The sequence below is a fragment of the uncultured Fibrobacter sp. genome, from assembly GCF_947166265.1.
Classification (GTDB): Bacteria; Fibrobacterota; Fibrobacteria; order Fibrobacterales; family Fibrobacteraceae; genus Fibrobacter.
This window is the reverse complement of record NZ_CAMVDO010000001.1, coordinates 168820-186437: the sequence shown is the minus strand read 5'-3', so window position 1 is coordinate 186437 and position 17618 is coordinate 168820. Positions and strand designations below refer to the sequence as shown.

The window sequence follows — 17618 nt, the reverse complement described above, 5'->3', positions numbered from 1 at the left end:
GCAGAAAGCTCCCTCTGAGTAAAAAAGGATGCTATGATGGGAAAAACGAAAGTGATTTTAGCGAGTGGTTCGCCTCGGCGCAGAGAGATTCTGCAACTGATCGGCGTGGATTTTGAAGTGGTTGTCTCGAACGAAGAAGAAAAGCCTGCTTCGACGAACCCGCTGGATTTCCCGAAGGAAATCGCCTCGATCAAGGCGCTCTCGGTTTCGCGGAAGCGCCCGTCCGAAATTGTTCTGGGTTTCGATACGCTTGTGTTCCTGGATAACCGCCCCCTGGGAAAGCCGCACGATGAAGCGGAAGCCTTAGAAATGCTTCAGGAGCTGAACGGCCGGTCGCACAAAGTAATGACCGGGGTGGCGGTCGCCCACGGTGGCAAGGTGCTTTCGGTCGGATGCGAGGAAACGGAGGTCATTTTTAGAAATTGCTCCTTACAGGAACTCGAAAATTATGTAAATTCTAGGGACCCGATGGACAAGGCTGGCGCCTACGGAATTCAGACCGCAGGGGCGAGGCTTATCAAGGAGATTCGGGGGTGCTATTACAACGTTGTGGGGCTGCCCGTTGCGCGTATGCTCCAGATGCTGAGTGATTTGAAGGTAGAGGTATAATGTCGATTCCGGCAGAAGAAAAACGTCCCGATGAAAAGTTGGGCGAATTTATTGCAAGGGTCCGCGAATCTCGCGGAATGACTGTTGAGGAACTTTCGGATGCGACCAAGGTTGCCGTGTCCTATATCAGGTCTATCGAGGCGGGTCAGTGGAAGGCTTTCCCGGTGGCTGCCTACGTGCGCGGATATTTGCGTTCCATCAGCAACAAGCTCAACTTGAACGCGGATCAGGTTCTCAAGGCCTTTGGTTCTGAGATTGGCGCTCCGGTTGAAAATGACTATGAGAATGTTTCGGGCGAACAAAAGATTGCTCCGCTGAAAGAAGGCGAAACCAAGAAAAAGAGCATGGCGGTTCCTGTCGTAATCGTCGTTCTTATACTGGCGTTCCTTGTTGTTTCCCACTTCCTGGACTTGGAATCGCTCGCCCTCAAGCAGACGGCTGAACAGCAGCCCGAAGAAAAGGTGCCCGCGGTAGTCGAAGATACGATGACTCAGGAAATTCCCGACGGAGCCGAGGCTGTTCCGGTCGATTCCCTTGTGGCAGATTCTACGGCAAAGGACTCTTCGGCGGATCAGTTCTCTTTGAAGACTACCGTGATGAGCCAGGCGGAAGTCGATTCTGCGGTCAAAAAATCCGACCTGCCCGCTTCTGCGACGATTTTCATTTCTTCGGATTCCAAGAAGAATGCTGAAAAAGCCGAAGCCCCGAAAACGAACAAGACGAACTTTGTGCTGGTGGGTTCGGGCGAAGCCCTTTCGTGGGTAGGACTCAAGCGCCGTGAAGATTCCAGTTCTTTCTTGAAAGAAGCGAATATCTCCCGTGCCGGCGTGAAAATGGTCTACAATACGAACGACACCTTGTGCGTGACGATTGGCGACCCGAAGGCGATTGCGAAGATGCTGCTGAACGGCGAGGAAACTCCGCTTCCCGAAATGAAGTCTGGCCGCGTCACCCGTTTCCGCGTGTTCGGTGGAATGATTGTAAAGTAAGGATTTATTATGCGTAGCACGACGATTACCCGAAAAACTTCAGAAACCGATATTTCCCTGTCCTTGAACCTGGACGATTCCACTCCGGGTCAAATCAGCTCCGGTAACGGTTTTCTGGACCACATGCTGAACCTGTTCCAGGTCCATGGCGGAATTCACCTGGATTTGACCTGCAAGGGCGATGTCCACGTGGATATGCACCACAGCATGGAAGACATTGCGATTGTGCTCGGCCAGGCTCTGGTGGAATGCCTTGGCGACAAGAAAGGAATCGAACGCTACGGCTTCTACTTTGTTCCGATGGACGAGGCCTTGAGCCGCGTGTGCATCGACTTCAGCAACCGTATCGGTTTTGTCTGGAACGTGAAACTCCCGGCTGCGATGGCGGGTGGCATCGAGGCTTCGATGTTCGAACACTTCTTCAAGAGCCTCTGTGAAAATGCCCGTATGAACCTGCACGTGGAACTCTTTTACGGTAACGACAACCATCACTGCCTCGAATCGATTTTCAAGGCCTTTGCCCGTGCCGTTGCGATGGCCGTTTCTCCGAGCCGTAACGTGAAGGGAATCCCCAGCAGCAAGGGTGTCCTGTAGAAATTCATGAAGGCCCAGCCGTAGATTTCGGTTGGGCTTTTTTATGTCCGCTGGATATGAAAACGGCTCCCCAATGGGGAGCCGTTTTAAATGTCCTGGAATAATTCCTGAAACTTACTTGATGGTGCTCGTCAGGCGGAAGGCGAGACCCACGTCGCTCATTTCGTTTTCGCTATAGACGCTGAACTGGAGCTTGGACTTGCCGATGCTTTTCACCCAGGCAACGGTCCATGCCCAATCGTCATAGGTGTGTTCCGTGGCGGCGTAGAGGTTGTCGCGCTTGTTGATGTATTCCCATTCCACCATGAGGTGGCTCATGAGGGTGTTGGCGATTCCGCTCTTGGGGGCAAGATCAAGGCCCAGGTAGAACGGCTGGTAGTAAATGCCCGGCTGGAAATACTTGGATTCGGGAGCGACGTAGTTGTCGGCCTGTGTATTGATATCGTCGTCTTGCGTGTAGATGCAGGCGTATTCACCGTAGGCGCGCAGGAAAGAAAGCAGGTCGTAGCTTGCGTAGGCGGCCATGCGGTGGGTCACGTAGGCGGTGTTCTGTACCACGTCAACCAGGTTGGAACGGTAGGCGACCTTGACTTCCAGGGGGAACGTGAACTTCATGTCGTCTTCGACGCGGATGTAGCCTTGGTTTGCGGTGCCGTTCTTGGCGGCGACCATGGCGTTCAGCTGGTTCAGGCCGTGCTTCCAGCCGAGTTCCAGTGCGTTGTGGCTATAGTCGCGCATCCAGAGGCCGCGCTTGGTGAGGTCCTTGTCTACGTAGGTACCGAAGTTGGTGGATTGCGACCAGTCGGTTTTCCAGCGACCGATTTTCAGGTTCACGAGGTCGTTTTCGCTGACGTTCCACTTGTAGTTCACCCAATAGAGATCCGCGAGAATCTTGTCGTAGCTGCTTGTTTTGCCGTCGCCGTCCTTAATCTTGTTGCCGAATTCGGGAGCGAAGATGCGGAGCATGATGGTTCCGTCCAGGTTTTCGCTCTTGTACTGTCCGCCGATGTTGGCGCGGATCCAGCCGCTGCTGAAGTTGTTGTCATCGTCCGCGATGGACTTGGTGACCTGGGTCTGCACGTTGCCCTTGAGGGTCATGTTGTCGGTGACATCGGCTGCGAAGGCCGTCGTGGCAAGTCCTGCGATGAGTGTCATCGCCGCGAATTTCTTGAATTTCATGATAACTCCTTGGAGTGATGCAATTTTCGCGCAAAATTTAGAATTTTGAATGCTTTTTGCAAGGACGTTTTATCGAACGTTTTTCTATTTTTAGCCGCGTTTTTGAACATTTCCCTTTTTTGAAGGTTGATTTATTCTATGAAAAATATTGTGGTGCTGCTTGCGGCGTTCTTTTTGCTTTCGATGCCCGTTATGGCGCGCGATCTTCTGCCGAACAAGACTCATGCCGTGTTGACCGTGACCTATACCAATTTTGACGATGTTCCCCAGGCAAAGAAAAGACTCGTCTTCATTGGACAGAAAAATCCGAAGAACAAGGTGTCCGTTGTAACCGACGAAGAAGGCGAAGTGACCTTCCATATTCCCCGCGAAGAGACGTACACCATTTTTTGCGAAAGCATTACGGGACTGTTCGAATGTGGCAATACGCCCTATGTTTCGCCCACGGCGAGTACGGGTGGCATAACGGTCGCCTTCGATGATACCCGCGTGGAACTGAAGGGCGTGAATTTCAAGGCCGGGAGCGCTGAGCTGGAACCGGAATCGATGGAAATCCTGGATGCCGCGGTGGCGGGAATCAAGCGTAACCCCAAGGCAAGAATCGAAATCCAGGGGCATACCAGTTCCGAGGGTGACGAAAACATGAACCAGACCCTTTCGGAACAGCGTGCATACGCCGTGTTCCTCTACATGACTTCCAAGGGAATCGACAGGGGACGTCTTTCGGCAAGTGGCTATGGCTCTTCTCAGCCCAAGGCAGACAACAGCACCGAGGCGGGCCGCATCAAGAACCGTCGCATTGAACTTCGCGTGCTGAATGACGACGAAGTCGAAGTGGAAGTGAAGTAGAATTCTACTGATTACCGGTAGACTCGGATGTAGTCGACTAGCATCTCGTTCGGAAATTGCGAGTCGTCTACTTCGAAGCCTGGCCAGTTGCCTGCAACGGCAACGTTCAAGATAAAGAAGAAAGGCTTATGGAAAGCGTCGGTTCCGCCGGCGCTTTTTCCGTTGGCGTCTAGTTCGATGCTCATTTCGTGGTACTTGAAATCGTCTACGTACATGGCGATCTTCTTCTCGTTCCAGATGAGTTTGTAGGTGTGGAACTGAGTGATATCGAGCGTTAGGCTTGTTCCGTAATAGTCTTTGGTTTTGTTGCCATATTCGACATGGTTTCCTTCGTAAGCCCAGTGGTTCGTGCCGTAGACGATGTTTTCGTCGTTTACTGTTTCGATGATGTCCGTTTCGCCGCAGGCGGGCCAGCTGACGTCATCGATGTTTTCGCCAAGCATCCAGAAGGCGGGCCAGATTCCCTTGCCTACGGGGAGCGCGATGCGGGCTTCTACGGTGCCGTAGGTGAAGCTGAACTTTCCTTTGGTGATGATGCGGGCCGAGGTGTAGTCGGAACTTTCGTAGCGTTCCTTGCTTGCGCGGATGTGGAGAATGCCGTCTTGCACGTAGGCGTTTTCGCTACGGGCGGTGTAGTTTTGCCATTCGTTGTTGCCCCAGCCGGTGGCGCCTGTTTCGAAAGTCCATTTGCTTGCGTCAATGGCGGCTCCGTCGAATTCGTCGTTCCAGAGGTTTGGGGAAGAACTTGATTCAACGTTTTCGAGTGAACTCGAAGAGTTCGTGGCCGTCCAGGATGAATAGCTGGATTCGGGACTTGCCTTGCTGCTAGACGATTCGGAAAGCTCGATGGCTGAAGACGGTGACGCTGGGCGAGCATCGGAAGACGATTCCGATTCGGTAAAGGAACTGCTCGAATCGGAAGAATTTTTGTCGGCGGGTTTGGAGCCTTCGTCGGAACTACTGGATAATTGAGTTTCGGCAAAATTTGCCGGTTCTGTGGCCGAGCTGTCGTCGGATGAACACGCGGCAAGGAATGCCGTAGCGGCAATCGCCGAAAGAGAAACGAGCATTCCTTTGCGCATGGGATTAGTCCTCGGGGGCTTCGGGAGGAACTCTCGCGATAACGCCCACAGTCGCGCGAGTCGCCTTGACAAGGTCAGCGGGCGCGACTTTCAGCTGCAAGCCACGTTCGCCTGCACTCACGTAGATGTAGGGGAACTGCATCGCGGTTTCGTGAATGAAAATGGGAAAGTTCTTCTTGAGTCCAAGCGGACTGCAACCGCCGCGGATGTAGCCGGTCAGCGGTGTCAAATCCTTGAGCGGAACGGTGTCGATTTTCTTGTTGCCGCTCACCTTGGCGGCTCCCTTCAAGTCCACTTCGAGGTTCCCCGGCACCACGCAAATCAGGTAGCCGATCTTGTCGCCGTGCACAAGAATCGTCTTGAAAACCTGGTTGATGTCTTCGCCGAGGCTGTCGGCAACGTGCTGTGCGCCCAGGTCGTTTTCGTCGACCTTGTAGGGGATAAGCTCGTAAGAAATTTTCTGGCGGTCTAGAATTCTCGCCGCGTTCGTCTTCTTGATTTCCATAAAAATGTCCTTTGGCCCAAATATAATATCGTGAGCCATAAGCGGCACGGCGTAAGCGTGCCGTGATGGCGAGAGCGAGGCGATATCACATTTTATAATTGCAATAGAGCCGAGCGGTCATATAAGAAAGGTCGCGATAGAAATCGCGACCTAATCTTTCGTCTGTAGCGAACGCAGTGAGCGTTCTCTAGTCTCCCGTCTAAACTACAGCTTGATGCTGCAGCCCTTGGCGTTCCAGATTTCTTCGGCGTACTGCTTGATGGTACGGTCGGAGCTGAACTTGCCCATGCGAGCGACGTTCAGGATAGCCTTTTCTGCCCAGGTCTTCTTGTCCATGTATTCCTCGGCGACCTTCTTCTGCATGTCCACGTAGCTGCGGAAGTCTGCGCAGAGCAGGTAGTTGTCGTTGGTGAGGAGCTTGTCTGCAATGTGCTTGAAGAGGTCCGGACGGTCGGGGCTGAAGAAGCCGGAACCAATCAGGTCGATCACGCGGCGGAGATCGTCGTCCTTTTCGTAGAAGTCGCGCGGACGGTAGCCCTTGGCGAGGAGGTCGGTCACTTCTTCAACGGTGAGACCGAAGATGAAGATGTTTTCGTCACCGACTTCTTCCTTCATTTCGACGTTGGCGCCGTCGAGCGTACCGATGGTGAGTGCGCCGTTGAGGGCGAACTTCATGTTACCGGTACCAGAGGCTTCGGTGCCTGCGGTGGAAATCTGTTCGGAGAGGTCTGCCGCCGGAATGATCTTTTCGGCGAAAGACACGCGGTAGTTCTCGAGGAACACCATCTTGAGCTTGCCCTTGCAAACCGGATCGGCATCGATGATGGCTGCCACGGCGTTGGCAAGACGGATGATCTGCTTGGCCATCCAGTAACCCGGAGCGGACTTACCACCGATCATGATGGTACGCGGCATGATTTCCTTGCCGTCTTTCAGCTGGATGTACAGGTGAATGGCGTGCAGAATGTTCAGGAGCTGGCGCTTGTATTCGTGGATACGCTTGACCTGCACGTCGAAGAACGTGTTCACGTCGACATCCACGCCCTGCGTTGCCTTGAGGTACTTGGCGAGGCGTTCCTTGTTCTGCTTCTTGACCGCCATGAATTCCTTCTGGAATTGGGCGTCCTTCGCGAACTTTTCGAGCTTCTTCAGGTCGTCCAAATCCTTGACCCAGGATTCGCCAATCTTGGAAGAGATGAGCTCGGACATAGCCGGGTTTGCCTTGCGGACCCAGCGACGCGGCGTCACGCCGTTCGTCTTGTTGTTGAACTTTTCAGGCCACAGTTCGTAGAAGTCCTTGAAGAGGGTGGTCTTCAGGAGGTCGGAGTGGAGAGCAGCCACGCCGTTCACGGCGAACGAACCCACGATGGAGAGGTAAGCCATGCGGACCATCTTGCAGCCGCCTTCTTCGATGAGGCTCATGCGGGCGAGGCGAGCATTGTCGCCGGGCCACTTGAGGGACACCTGACGCAGGAAGCGAGCGTTGATTTCATAAATGATCTGGAGATGACGCGGCAGGAGCTTTTCGAAGAGGCTGACCGGCCACTTTTCGAGAGCTTCGGGCATCAAGGTGTGGTTCGTGTAGGCAAACGTGTGCGTCACGATTTCCCAAGCTTCGTCCCATTCCAGGTTTTCTTCGTCGAGGAGGATACGCATCATTTCGGCGATAGAGATTGCCGGGTGCGTGTCGTTCAACTGGATGGCGACCTTTTCAGGGAACACCTTCCATTCGCCTTCGTGGAGCTTCTTGAAGCGGCGGATGATGTCCTGCAGAGATGCAGAGCAGAGGAAGTACTGCTGCTTGAGGCGCAGTTCCTTACCGTTCATGGAGGCGTCGTTCGGATAGAGAACCTTGGAGATGGTTTCGGAAAGTTCCATGTCCTGCACAGCGGCGATGTAGTCACCGTTGTTGAAGTAGGAGAGGCCGAAGTCGTCGGTGGACTTGGCGCTCCAGAGGCGCAGGTTGTTCACGGTGTTGTTCTTGTAACCCGGAATCGGAGTGTCGTAGGGGAGAGCGAGCACGTAGTCCTTGGTTTCCCAACGGTTACGGAGTCTGCCCTTTTCGTCCATCCAGCTTACCACGTAGCCGTACATCGGAACCTTGACTTCGTTCGACGGACGGGCGATTTCCCACGGGTTGGTGAGGCGCAGCCAGTTATCCGGCTGTTCTTCCTGTTCGCCGTTCACGATCTTCTGGCTGAACATACCGTATTCGTAGCGGATGCCCATACCGGTGGCCGGGAGTTCGAGCGTGGCCATGGAGTCGAGGAAGCAAGCGGCGAGGCGGCCGAGGCCACCGTTGCCGAGGCCGGCATCGACTTCCTGTTCGCGGAGTTCTTCGAGCGTCATGCCGAGTTCATCGAGAGCTTCGGAAACGGCGCTTTCGACGTCGAGGTTCAGAACGGAGTTACCGAGGGTACGGCCAATCAAAAATTCGAGGGACAGGTAGTAGACGCGCTTCACGTCTTTCTGGTAATAGGTTTCCTGCGTCTTGATCCAGCGGTCTACGAGGCGGTCGCGCACGGCGTATGCCACGGCGAGGAACTTTTCGTGGTCGGTCACGGTCGCGCTGTTACGGGCGAGCGTGTGGTGGATGTGGTCGGTAAAGGCTTTGCGGAACGATTCCGCGTCGTTGCCGAGCACGGTCACTTCTTCTGCTTTCTTGAATGATTTTGCCATAAGAGGGTCCTATGGGTTTAGGGTTAAAATTTTTCTAATTCAAGTTTAGAAATTTTTACGGGTGTTGTGCAGATTGTAGCGTTTTTTTTGAGCCTTTTTCTATATTCAAAGTATGAAAGTTGCTGTTCTTGGCTCTACCGGCTTAATTGGAAAAAATGTCCTGAAATTGCTATCTCGCCTTCCGCAAGTGGTACGCGTCTATTGTCCCGTTCGCGAGTGTCCAAACATTGCTAGTTTCGGCATAATGGAAGGGGCTTCCAAGTTTGATTTCGAACAAGTTGACTTTGAACAAGCTAATGGGGATGCCCGTGAAAAGTTCTATGCCGGTTTTGTAGGGTGTGATTCTGTAGTCTGTTGTCTAGGAACGACGCGGAAACAAGCGGGTGGCAAGGCCGCGCAAGAAAAAATAGACTTGAGACTTCCGCTTACGTTGGCTGCCATTGCCAAGAAAGCGGGAGTGAAGCATTTCCTGTGTGTGAGCGCGCAAGGGGCCGACAGTCATTCATTCTTCTTTTACAATAAACTAAAGGGAATGCTCGAAGAGGGACTGACCTTGATCAATTTTGAGGCGCTTACGCTCGTGCGTCCGTCGCTATTGCTCGGTAAACACAAGGATAAACGCTTTGGTGAAGAACTGCTTCAAAAAACAATCGGCGCACACCCTGAATGGATTCCCGTCTATGTGCGCCCGGTGCATGCCGAGACGGTGGCGGCACATCTGGTGGCGTCCCTGTTGAGACCACCTACGGATCATATCTGCGCAACCGACGGCGTGAAAGGCAAGCGGATTATCTACAACCGCGTACTCGCCCAGACGAAAGTGGATGATTTGTTCTAGCGACTACTTGAACTTCCAGAATTTGTACAGGTATTTTGTAGTCTGCACGGGCGTCTTGAGGAAGGCGCTCTTCTTGTATCCGCTCAGGGCGAATCCCTGCAGAACCTTGTAAAGTCCGATTTGCTCTTCGCGGTTGATGGCTAGCAGGAACCTGCGGAACTTGTATTCAAAGTCATGCATCTTGCCGAAGTAGTCGTAGCAGCGTTTTTCATACTGCTTTAGGAACGGCTTCGAAAGGTCGCCTGCTTTGAGGCCCTGGTCCACGTATTCGGCGCAGAAGCGGCCGGCGCGCATCGCGGCAGCGATGCCACCACCCGTAAGCGGGTTGGTGTGGTGGGCGGCGTCGCCGACAAGGGCAAAACGGTCGAGCGTGTAGTTCTTGAGAACGCTCGAAACGGGGATGAGTCCGCCGACAGTGTGGTTGACCTTAGAACCGGGGAAAAGTTTTTCGAGCCATTCGAGAGTCACTTCCAGAATGTTCGGACGGTTCGCTCCATTCACGAGGAATCCTGCGCCGAAGTTCGTGACGTTCGACTTCTGCTTCGGGAAACTCCAGATGTATCCGTCGTTGATAAAGTCGTGACCTTGCCAGAAGGTCAGGTAATCGGGCTTGGTCAAGATTCCTTGCACTTCAATATCGACACCGGTGCAGGTCGTATTGGGCTTCTGTCCGCAGTCAAGTCCGACTATGCGGCCAATGCGGCTTTCGACACCATCTGCCGCGATAACCATCTTCGCAAAGATTTCCTGCGTGGCGGTTTCGGTGACAGAGCCGTTACCATCGCCTTTACCGAGAACAACGCGAACCATGCGAGTATCGCCTTCGACATCGCTCACGTAGTCGGCGCGAGCGCAGGTCTCCACCTGGGCTCCATCGTCGGCCGCTAGCTTTGCAAGCCACGGGTCAAAAATTTCACGGTTCAGCATGATGCCCGTTTCCGGCTGCGGAGCTTCGATGTTCACGCCGGCGGGGCCGTAAATGTAGAGACCGTTGATAATGCTTTCGATGCAACTGTCGTCAATTGGACCGTAGGTCTGCAAATCCGAAAGCTTGGTGCTCGCTTCGCCACAACGCACCGGGTAGCCAATCTTTTCGCGTTTTTCGAGGAGCAGAACCTTGTGGCCTGCACGGGCGAGGTTTCTTGCGGCAACAGATCCGCCGGGGCCTGCGCCAATCACGACGACATCGTAACGGGAATCAAGCATCGTTCACCTCCGTGAGTTTCAGTGCGCCTACAGGACAGGCCCTGGTGCAAATGCCGCACCGGATGCATTTTTCGGAATTAATCTGCAAGTCAAGGCCGTACATGTCGAGGGCCATTTTGGGGCAAATGCCTACGCATCCCGCACAGGCGAGACAAACCTTTCTGTCGTGAACAAGCTTCTTCATTAGAGACGAATATAGAAAAGTTACTAAGACGAGAGACAAAAGACGAGAGACGAGAGAGGCTCTGTAGAAGAAAAATGAAGAAATCTTTCGTCTTTCGTCTGTAGGCCCGTAGGGCCGTTCTTTAGTCTAGTACACCACTTCGCCGGTCAGGCGCTTCTGGAATTCGTCGTGAATAAGCGGCTTGTCGAACAGGAATCCCTGAACATTGTTGCATTGAATGCTCTTGAGGTATTTAGCCTGCTTTTCCGTTTCGACTCCTTCGGCGATCACTTCTTTCTTGAGCTCGTTTGCCATTTTCACCACGTTGCGGATAATGACTTCGTCCTTCGAATTGGGAATGCCGATGTTGTTGAGGAGCGACTTGTCCAGCTTGATGGTGCTGATGTTGAAGTCCTTGAGAACGTTGAGCGTCGAGTAACCAGTTCCAAAATCGTCAATAGATACGGCGATGCCATTTTCGTACATCGCGTTCACGAATTTCTGCATGGCGACGGTGTCGTCGAAATCGGAAACTTCGGTCAATTCCACTTCGACATACTTGCTTTCGATATCGTACTTGCGCATAATGCTCAGCACATGGTCGGCAAGTTCCGGATTTTGCAGGTGGAGCTTTGAAAAGTTGGTCGAAATACGTTTGGGCTCGATGCCTGCGTCAAGCCATTGACGGATATCGGAGCAGGCTGTTTCGAAAACGTAAAAGTCGAGGTCGCAAATGGTGCCTTCGCGTTCCAACACGGGAATAAAATCCATGGGGGGGACAATGGTCCTGTGGCGGATCCAACGTACCAGCGCTTCCGCGCCGCAAACACGTTTGGAAAGCAGGTCTACCTTCGGCTGGTAGAAAACGACGAATTCCTTGTTGCGGATGGCGTTGTGGAATTCGCTGGAAATTTCTTTCTGATGCATCGAGCGGATGAGCATGTCCTTGGTAAAGTACATGACGTCGCGCGTTTTGATGGTCCTTGCCGCTTGCAATGCTGTGGCGGCGTTGTTCAGCACGTCCCCGATTTCCACCTTTTCTTCGACGGGGTAGACGCCCATGCGTGCCTGGATGCGAATATTCATGGGCTTGGGGCCCTGGCTAAGGGACAGCTCGCAGATGCTGAACTTGGAAATGAAGCTTTCCTGGCGTTCTTTTTTGACTAATGCGAAAAAGTTGTCGCCGCCGAGTCGGGCGATAATTTCCGTTTTGTCCATGAATAAGAGAATTTGTTGTACATACATCTTGAGGGCGAGGTCGCCCATCTGGCTGCCCATGGACTTGTTGATGTACTTGAAATTCTTGAGGTTGATAAAGTAGGCGGTGTAGTCCTTCAGGTTTTCGCCGATCGTCATCTGGCAGAACATAAAGATGCCTGCCTGATTGTAGGCCCCGGTCATGGGGTCGGAAATGGCGGCCTTGCGGGTGTTGCCCATGAGGCGTGCGCGGCCGGAGAGGATAAAGGAGTCCCAGCTAAGAATCTGGATGAACTGTTTTTCGATGTCGTTAAAGGTGTGCCCTGCGATTGGGTGGGCCTGGAAGGTGAACGACCCGTGTTCCCCCGTACTCATGGTTTCGGAAAAATCCGTGGCTTCTGGAATCTCTGGAAGCCTTTCCTTGTCGTGGTAGACCGTGAACTGGCCAGAAATGCCGTTGGGCGCGAACTGGCTTGCCGGTATATAGTATATGCAGTTGATGTAACCGACGTTTGTTCTTTGGGTAAGGGTGGAAATGTGTTTTGACAGCATGGCAAAAAGTTCATCGGTAGTAAATACGGGCCCCAGGAATTTGGACCTGAAGTCAAGGTACATGCTGTTTAGAATAGAATAATCCATTACATCCTCAATAGACCGAAACGGCGTGAAATTTACAAAAAAACTACATCCATAGCAAGTTGAATGTAAAATAAATAGGTCCGTTTTTTTTGGTGTTGGGGTGCATTTCCCGTATTCAGGAGGGGGCTCCGCTTCGTGGCAGGCTTTTATTTTGTTAGATTTATCTAATTTTCATTCTCTTGAAAATCTACCACGGCCTACAGTCTGCGGCCTACGGTCTACTTCTTAAAATTCTATCTTTTAGCCCGCATTTTATGAGGTAACCTCCTATGAGTAATGAGGCAGAAAAGCCGAATTTCATCACGACCTCGCTTGACTTCCTAGTCAATTGGGGCCGAACGAACTCCCTGTGGCCGTTCCCTTATGGTACGGCATGTTGTGCAATCGAATTCATGAGTACCGAAGTGGGCCGTTACGACTTGTCCCGTATCGGGTCGGAATACGTGCGCTTTACGCCGCGTCAGTCCGATGTGCTGCTGGTCGCGGGAACCATTTCCTATAAGCAGGCGCCGATTCTCAAGCGCATGTACGAACAGATGGCTGAACCCCGCTGGGTCATCGCCATGGGTGCCTGTGCAAGTTCGGGCGGATTCTACGACTGCTACTGCACCGTGCCGGGTATCGACCATATTATCCCGGTAGACGTGTATATCGGTGGTTGCCCCTCCCGTCCGGAAGCGTTCTTCGAGGCGATGTTTGACCTCCAGAAGAAGATCAAGGACGAGTCCTACATGAAACAGCGTGCCGAACGCGTCAAGGACCAGCTCGAAATGATCAAGGCGAAGACCGAACAGGCTAAGGCGGAAGCCCGTGAGTTTGCTCGTGAAAAGCGCGAGGAAATCAAGGAATTTGTGGCCGAAAAAGAACAGAAACTTGTGAAGAAGGCCCAGTTCTGGAAGGAGTAATGATGGAAGCCAATGAAATGACTTTTGCAGAAACGGTCGTTTCTGTCCTCACCTCCAAGTTTGGTGGTAAGAAGGACGATGCGGCCAAGTGGGATGCCTGCGTGGTGGTCCCCAAGGAATACCTGCACAATGCGGTTGAATTTTTGAAGAACGACAGCTCCACCCAGATGGATATGCTTCTGGACCTTGCGGGTATCGACTACCTCACTTACCCGAACCATGAGGGCCCTCGTTTTGCGGTCTCGTATGCTTTCAAGAGCACCAAGAATCCGGGACACCGCGTCCGTCTTAAGGTGCTGGTCAGCGAAGCCGACCTGAAGGTGCCGACCGTTACTGATTTGTATGCAAGCGCGAACTGGCTCGAACGCGAAGTTTATGACCAATACGGTGTCAAATTCGAAGGCCACCCCGACCTGCGTCGCATTCTGAACCATGTTGAATTTGTGGGCCATCCGCTTCGCAAGGATTATCCTGCCCAGAAGCGTCAGTGGCTCTCGACGACCGATTTCTTGATTCCGGAACTCGAAAAGCGTCTGGAAGACAAGGGCTACAGGGTTATCCAGCGCTCCAAGGAAATCATGCCTGTCGAAGAAGAATATCTTGAAGGGAGTATCAGAGAATGATCGTACTTGACCCGAATGGCGAAAAGATGAACCTGATGGCCCTGAACGTGGGCCCGACGCATCCGGCGACTCACCACTGCGTGCGCCTGCTGGCTGCTCTCGATGGCGAAACCATCGTGGCCGGTGTCCATGAAATTGGCTTTATGCACCGCGGCTTTGAAAAGATGGTCGAACGCGGCACCTGGCAGCAGGTGATTCCGTACACCGACCGCCTCAACTACTGCTCTGCAATGATGAACAACATTGCGTTCTGCCGCGCAGTCGAAAACATGTACGGTATCGAAATCCCGGAACGTACCAAGGTGCTCCGCGTGATTGTGAACGAACTCTCCCGTATCAACGACCACTTTATTTGCGTCGCTGCAGCTTTCCAGGACTTGGGCGGTACGACTCCGTTCATGTACGCCTTCAACCCGCGTGAAGAAATCATGCTGATTTGGGAAAAGCTCACGGGAGCACGCCTCACCAACAGCTTTGCCCGCATCGGCGGCCTCTACCGCGACAGCTACGACGGCTTCGAAAACGACGTACTCGCAGCTTGCAAATCGGTGGAAAAGGCCCTCAAGGACCTGCATGCCTGCTTGGACCGTAACCGTATCTTCCTCGACCGTACCGTGGGTGTCGGCAAGATTTCTGCCGAACGCGCCATCAGCTACGGCTGGACCGGTCCGTGTCTCCGTGCCACGGGTGTCGAAAGCGACCTCCGCAAGGATGAACCTTACTACGACTACGAAACCTACGACTGGGAAGTCGTGGTCGGCACACAGGGCGACGCCAACGACCGTCTGCAGGTGCGCCTTGCCGAAATCGAAGAATCTGTGAAGATTGTGCGCCAGGCCCTGAAGCGCCTCGCTCCGGGCCCGGTCGACATCGTCGACCCACGCATCCGCGTGCCCGCGCACAAGCTTGCCTACCAGGACATGGAAGCCCTTATCGGCCGCTTCAAGAGCGTGTACGAAGGTATCCGCGTGCCCGAAGGCGAATACTACTGCGCAAGCGAATGCGCGAACGGCGAACTTGGCTTTACCATCGTGAGCGATGGTTCTGGCCACCCATACCGCATCAAGGTGCGTTCACCTTCGTTTGCCCATGTGTCTGCATTTAACGAACTCGTCGAAGGCCTTACCCTTGCCGACTCTATGGCAACACTGCCTGGCCTCAACATGATTGCTGGAGAACTTGACCGATGACACAACATATTCAAGGTGCAGTTCAGTTTGTATCGAATAACCACTTGAAGTTCGACGGTCCGAGCGAAGCGATTCCCGCTCTCCCGGATCCGGGTCAGACTTTTGGCTACGTGAACAAGGCTGTTCCGCAGCCCGCCCCGAAGGAAGTGCTTGCAAAGCTTGACACTCCTGAAATCAAGGAACGTTGCGCCGACTTGCTCAGCCGTTACCCGGTGGGCCAGGGCGCTCTCCTCGAAGTCCTTTGGCTGGTGCAGGGCGTGTTCGGTTGGGTTCCGACCGAAGGTATCCGCTGGGCTGCAAACGTCTGCGGTTGCGCTCCGGCTCATGCTCTCGGCGTCGCTACTTTCTATACCATGTATAACCATGCCCCGAAGGGCAAGTTCCTGTTGCAGTTCTGCCGCAACATCAGCTGCGCTATCAAGGGTGCCCAGCCGCTCATCAAGTATGTGGAAAACAAGCTTGGCATCAAGAGTGGCGAGACGACTCCCGATGGCATGTTTACCGTGCTCCAGGTGGAATGCCTCGGTAGCTGCGGCAACGGCCCGATGATGCTCGTGAACGATGACTTTGCCACCGACGTGGTCGACGGTCAGCTCAAGATGAAGCGCGGTACGACTCTTACCGAAGCAAGCATCGACCGCATTATTGACTGGTGCAAGGCTCACGCGAACAATGTTCCGAAGCATGACGTGCTCGGTGGTGTGGTGAAGGGCCACGGCGGCCATCCCGGTGCTCCGGGCGCTACGGCTAAGCCGCAGGTCGCTGACTATGCTCCGCCTTCTCCGGTTCTGAACGTGAAGGCCGAAGCCGACGAAAACGGTGCCACCCTCACTTGGAAGGGCGCTCCCGAATTCACGAAGATTGTCGTCGAAAAGAAGGATGGTTCTTCCTGGGTCGCTGTCGGTGAACCCGGCGTGAAGGACAAGGCTTTTGTAGACGCTGCCGGTAAGGTCGGTGACGTGTACCGCATGATTGCCACTTCGGGCGAACGCACTGCAAAACCTTCCAAGGAAGCGGTTACCACCCAGAAGCCCGCGACCGTAGAGGAGGCTAAGTAATTATGGCTGAAGTAGTAAAAGTTTGTACAGGAAATTTTGGCAAGGGCGCCCAGGACATTGAAGTCTACAAGAAACTGGGTGGCTACGCAAACATTTCGGATCGCTTGTTCAACATGAGCCAGTTCGAAGTGATTGACTACGTACAACGTTCCGGTCTCCGTGGCCGTGGCGGTGCAGGCTTCCCGACCGGTATGAAGTGGAGTTTTGTTCCGCGTAATTCCGGCAAGCCCGTGTATATCGTGGTGAACGCTGACGAAGGCGAAGGCGGTACGTTCAAGGATCACTTCCTGATGATGGAAGATCCGCACCGCCTCATCGAAGGCCTGATTATCGCGGCTTGGGCGCTCGGTACCCGTGCGGCTTACATCTACTGCCGTGGCGAGTTCCTGCCCTGCATCGAGAGCATGAACAAGGCGCTGAACCAGGCATACGCTGCCGGTTACCTCGGCGAAAATATCATGGGCACCAAGTTCTGCTTCGATATCTTCGTGCATCGCGGTGCAGGCGCCTACATCTGCGGTGAAGAAACTGCTCTTATCAACTCGCTCGAAGGCCAGAAGGGTCAGCCCCGCCTGAAGCCGCCTTTCCCGGCGGTGAGCGGTGCATGGAAGTCTCCGACTTGCGTGAACAACGTGGAAACCATCATGGCTCTCCCGTGGATTTTCCAGCATGACCCGAGCGAATACGCTAAGATGGGTACTCCCCGTGCAGGCGGTACCAAGGTGTTCTGCATCTCGGGTGATGTCAAGAATCCGGGTGTGTACGAAGCTCCGCTCGGCACTCCGATGATGACGATGATTAATGATTATGCCGGCGGTGTCGTGGGCGGAAACCTGAAGGCTGTGCTTCCGGGGGGTTCTTCTTGCGCTCCGCTGAATGCAGGCGAATGTGCCGTGGCCACCATGGACTACGAATGCCTTGCCTCGATGAAGACGATGTTCGGTTCGGGCGCCATGATCGTGATTAACGATACGCACAACATGGCTGAACTCCTGAACGTGCTCGGCAACTTCTACAGCCACGAATCTTGCGGCCAGTGCACTCCGTGCCGCGAAGGTACGGGCCTTCTGCACCGCATTCTGAACCAGATTGTGGAAGGCAAGGGCCACGATGGCGACGTGGAACTGATGCAGAGCCTCTCCGGTGGATTTGGCGGCGTGACGATTTGCCCGCTGTCTATCTCGCTCGGTGGCCCGGTGTCTAGCTACACTGCAAAGTTCAGAGCCGACTTTGATGAATTAATCGCAAAGAACCCCGACCACGCCAAGCCGCGTGTTCAGGAAAACTATCGTCCTGGAATTTTCTGGTAATAA

The 17618-nt window shown here is 53.7% G+C and carries 17 protein-coding genes; 10 read left to right on the top strand and 7 right to left on the bottom strand.

Annotated elements, in window-relative coordinates:
- Window positions 1-33: 33 nt before the first annotated feature.
- From Q0W37_RS00740 to hisB, 3 genes are read left to right on the top strand one after another with little or no spacing between them, the layout of a single operon-like run.
- Window positions 34-609, top strand: coding sequence for a nucleoside triphosphate pyrophosphatase (locus Q0W37_RS00740; RefSeq protein WP_297697818.1), 576 nt, complete (start codon window positions 34-36; stop codon window positions 607-609).
- Complete coding sequence (locus Q0W37_RS00735; RefSeq protein WP_297697817.1) at window positions 609-1598, top strand: helix-turn-helix domain-containing protein; 990 nt, start codon at window positions 609-611, stop codon at window positions 1596-1598. The genes Q0W37_RS00740 and Q0W37_RS00735 overlap by 1 nt, the downstream gene beginning before the upstream one ends.
- Before the next feature lie 9 nt (window positions 1599-1607).
- Complete coding sequence (hisB, locus tag Q0W37_RS00730; protein WP_297697816.1) at window positions 1608-2192, top strand: imidazoleglycerol-phosphate dehydratase HisB; 585 nt, start codon at window positions 1608-1610, stop codon at window positions 2190-2192.
- A gap of 114 nt (window positions 2193-2306) precedes the next feature.
- Here the strand turns inward: hisB and Q0W37_RS00725 are convergent, their stop codons facing one another.
- Entirely contained in the window at window positions 2307-3371 is a 1065-nt protein-coding gene (locus Q0W37_RS00725) for a hypothetical protein (RefSeq protein WP_297697815.1), read from the bottom strand.
- A gap of 138 nt (window positions 3372-3509) precedes the next feature.
- On the opposite strand from Q0W37_RS00725, the gene Q0W37_RS00720 reads away from it, so the two are divergent.
- Window positions 3510-4220 (top strand): OmpA family protein, encoded by a 711-nt coding sequence (locus Q0W37_RS00720; protein ID WP_297697814.1) that lies wholly within the window; start codon window positions 3510-3512, stop codon window positions 4218-4220.
- Between the two features lie 11 nt (window positions 4221-4231).
- On the opposite strand, the gene Q0W37_RS00715 is transcribed toward Q0W37_RS00720, so the two are convergent.
- From Q0W37_RS00715 to Q0W37_RS00705, 3 genes are all read right to left on the bottom strand, one after another.
- Entirely contained in the window at window positions 4232-5302 is a 1071-nt protein-coding gene (locus Q0W37_RS00715; RefSeq protein ID WP_297697813.1) for a glycoside hydrolase family 16 protein, read from the bottom strand.
- Between the two features lie 4 nt (window positions 5303-5306).
- Window positions 5307-5807, bottom strand: coding sequence for a Cys-tRNA(Pro) deacylase (gene ybaK / locus Q0W37_RS00710; RefSeq protein WP_297697811.1), 501 nt, complete (start codon window positions 5805-5807; stop codon window positions 5307-5309).
- Window positions 5808-6011: 204 nt separating this feature from the next.
- Window positions 6012-8486, bottom strand: a complete 2475-nt coding sequence (locus Q0W37_RS00705; protein ID WP_297697810.1) for a glycogen/starch/alpha-glucan phosphorylase — start codon at window positions 8484-8486, stop codon at window positions 6012-6014.
- Between the two features lie 112 nt (window positions 8487-8598).
- Between Q0W37_RS00705 and Q0W37_RS00700 the strand changes: the two genes are divergently transcribed.
- On the top strand, window positions 8599-9324 hold the full coding sequence (locus Q0W37_RS00700; protein WP_297697808.1) for an NAD(P)H-binding protein: 726 nt from the start codon (window positions 8599-8601) through the stop codon (window positions 9322-9324).
- Window positions 9325-9327: 3 nt separating this feature from the next.
- On the opposite strand, the gene Q0W37_RS00695 is transcribed toward Q0W37_RS00700, so the two are convergent.
- From Q0W37_RS00695 to Q0W37_RS00685, 3 genes are all read right to left on the bottom strand, one after another.
- Window positions 9328-10530, bottom strand: a complete 1203-nt coding sequence (locus Q0W37_RS00695) for an NAD(P)/FAD-dependent oxidoreductase (protein WP_297697806.1) — start codon at window positions 10528-10530, stop codon at window positions 9328-9330.
- Window positions 10523-10714 (bottom strand): 4Fe-4S binding protein, encoded by a 192-nt coding sequence (locus Q0W37_RS00690; RefSeq protein WP_297697804.1) that lies wholly within the window; start codon window positions 10712-10714, stop codon window positions 10523-10525. The genes Q0W37_RS00695 and Q0W37_RS00690 overlap by 8 nt, the downstream gene beginning before the upstream one ends.
- 126 nt (window positions 10715-10840) lie before the next feature.
- Window positions 10841-12529 carry a bifunctional diguanylate cyclase/phosphodiesterase gene (locus tag Q0W37_RS00685; RefSeq protein ID WP_297697802.1) on the bottom strand — a complete coding sequence of 563 codons (1689 nt, stop codon included), beginning with the start codon at window positions 12527-12529 and terminating at the stop codon, window positions 10841-10843.
- Between the two features lie 269 nt (window positions 12530-12798).
- Between Q0W37_RS00685 and nuoB the strand changes: the two genes are divergently transcribed.
- The 5 genes from nuoB to nuoF are packed head-to-tail and all read left to right on the top strand — an operon-like array spanning window position 12799 to window position 17615.
- Window positions 12799-13434: an NADH-quinone oxidoreductase subunit NuoB gene (gene nuoB / locus Q0W37_RS00680; protein ID WP_290994803.1), complete on the top strand. Its 636-nt coding sequence runs from the start codon at window positions 12799-12801 to the stop codon at window positions 13432-13434.
- Window positions 13434-14057, top strand: a complete 624-nt coding sequence (locus Q0W37_RS00675) for an NADH-quinone oxidoreductase subunit C (protein ID WP_297697800.1) — start codon at window positions 13434-13436, stop codon at window positions 14055-14057. The genes nuoB and Q0W37_RS00675 overlap by 1 nt, the downstream gene beginning before the upstream one ends.
- On the top strand, window positions 14054-15247 hold the full coding sequence (locus Q0W37_RS00670; RefSeq protein WP_297697798.1) for an NADH-quinone oxidoreductase subunit D: 1194 nt from the start codon (window positions 14054-14056) through the stop codon (window positions 15245-15247). Before Q0W37_RS00675 ends, Q0W37_RS00670 begins: the two co-directional genes overlap by 4 nt.
- On the top strand, window positions 15244-16305 hold the full coding sequence (locus tag Q0W37_RS00665; protein WP_297697797.1) for an NAD(P)H-dependent oxidoreductase subunit E: 1062 nt from the start codon (window positions 15244-15246) through the stop codon (window positions 16303-16305). Before Q0W37_RS00670 ends, Q0W37_RS00665 begins: the two co-directional genes overlap by 4 nt.
- A 2-nt stretch (window positions 16306-16307) precedes the next feature.
- Entirely contained in the window at window positions 16308-17615 is a 1308-nt protein-coding gene (gene nuoF / locus Q0W37_RS00660; protein ID WP_297697795.1) for an NADH-quinone oxidoreductase subunit NuoF, read from the top strand.
- Window positions 17616-17618: the final 3 nt, after the last annotated feature.

Excerpts from the sequence above, each read along its gene's own strand:
- nuoF (WP_297697795.1), top strand. The coding sequence starts at position 16,308 with ATGGCTGAAGTAGTAAAAGTTTGTACAGGAAATTTTGGCAAGGGCGCC.
- Q0W37_RS00725 (WP_297697815.1), bottom strand. The coding sequence starts at position 3,371 with ATGAAATTCAAGAAATTCGCGGCGATGACACTCATCGCAGGACTTGCC.
- nuoB (WP_290994803.1), top strand. The coding sequence starts at position 12,799 with ATGAGTAATGAGGCAGAAAAGCCGAATTTCATCACGACCTCGCTTGAC.
- Q0W37_RS00700 (WP_297697808.1), top strand. The coding sequence starts at position 8,599 with ATGAAAGTTGCTGTTCTTGGCTCTACCGGCTTAATTGGAAAAAATGTC.
- Q0W37_RS00665 (WP_297697797.1), top strand. The coding sequence starts at position 15,244 with ATGACACAACATATTCAAGGTGCAGTTCAGTTTGTATCGAATAACCAC.
- Q0W37_RS00735 (WP_297697817.1), top strand. The coding sequence starts at position 609 with ATGTCGATTCCGGCAGAAGAAAAACGTCCCGATGAAAAGTTGGGCGAA.
- Q0W37_RS00715 (WP_297697813.1), bottom strand. The coding sequence starts at position 5,302 with ATGCGCAAAGGAATGCTCGTTTCTCTTTCGGCGATTGCCGCTACGGCA.
- Q0W37_RS00670 (WP_297697798.1), top strand. The coding sequence starts at position 14,054 with ATGATCGTACTTGACCCGAATGGCGAAAAGATGAACCTGATGGCCCTG.
- Q0W37_RS00705 (WP_297697810.1), bottom strand. The coding sequence starts at position 8,486 with ATGGCAAAATCATTCAAGAAAGCAGAAGAAGTGACCGTGCTCGGCAAC.
- Q0W37_RS00685 (WP_297697802.1), bottom strand. The coding sequence starts at position 12,529 with ATGGATTATTCTATTCTAAACAGCATGTACCTTGACTTCAGGTCCAAA.
- Q0W37_RS00695 (WP_297697806.1), bottom strand. The coding sequence starts at position 10,530 with ATGCTTGATTCCCGTTACGATGTCGTCGTGATTGGCGCAGGCCCCGGC.
- hisB (WP_297697816.1), top strand. The coding sequence starts at position 1,608 with ATGCGTAGCACGACGATTACCCGAAAAACTTCAGAAACCGATATTTCC.
- Q0W37_RS00675 (WP_297697800.1), top strand. The coding sequence starts at position 13,434 with ATGATGGAAGCCAATGAAATGACTTTTGCAGAAACGGTCGTTTCTGTC.
- Q0W37_RS00720 (WP_297697814.1), top strand. The coding sequence starts at position 3,510 with ATGAAAAATATTGTGGTGCTGCTTGCGGCGTTCTTTTTGCTTTCGATG.
- Q0W37_RS00740 (WP_297697818.1), top strand. The coding sequence starts at position 34 with ATGATGGGAAAAACGAAAGTGATTTTAGCGAGTGGTTCGCCTCGGCGC.
- ybaK (WP_297697811.1), bottom strand. The coding sequence starts at position 5,807 with ATGGAAATCAAGAAGACGAACGCGGCGAGAATTCTAGACCGCCAGAAA.
- Q0W37_RS00690 (WP_297697804.1), bottom strand. The coding sequence starts at position 10,714 with ATGAAGAAGCTTGTTCACGACAGAAAGGTTTGTCTCGCCTGTGCGGGA.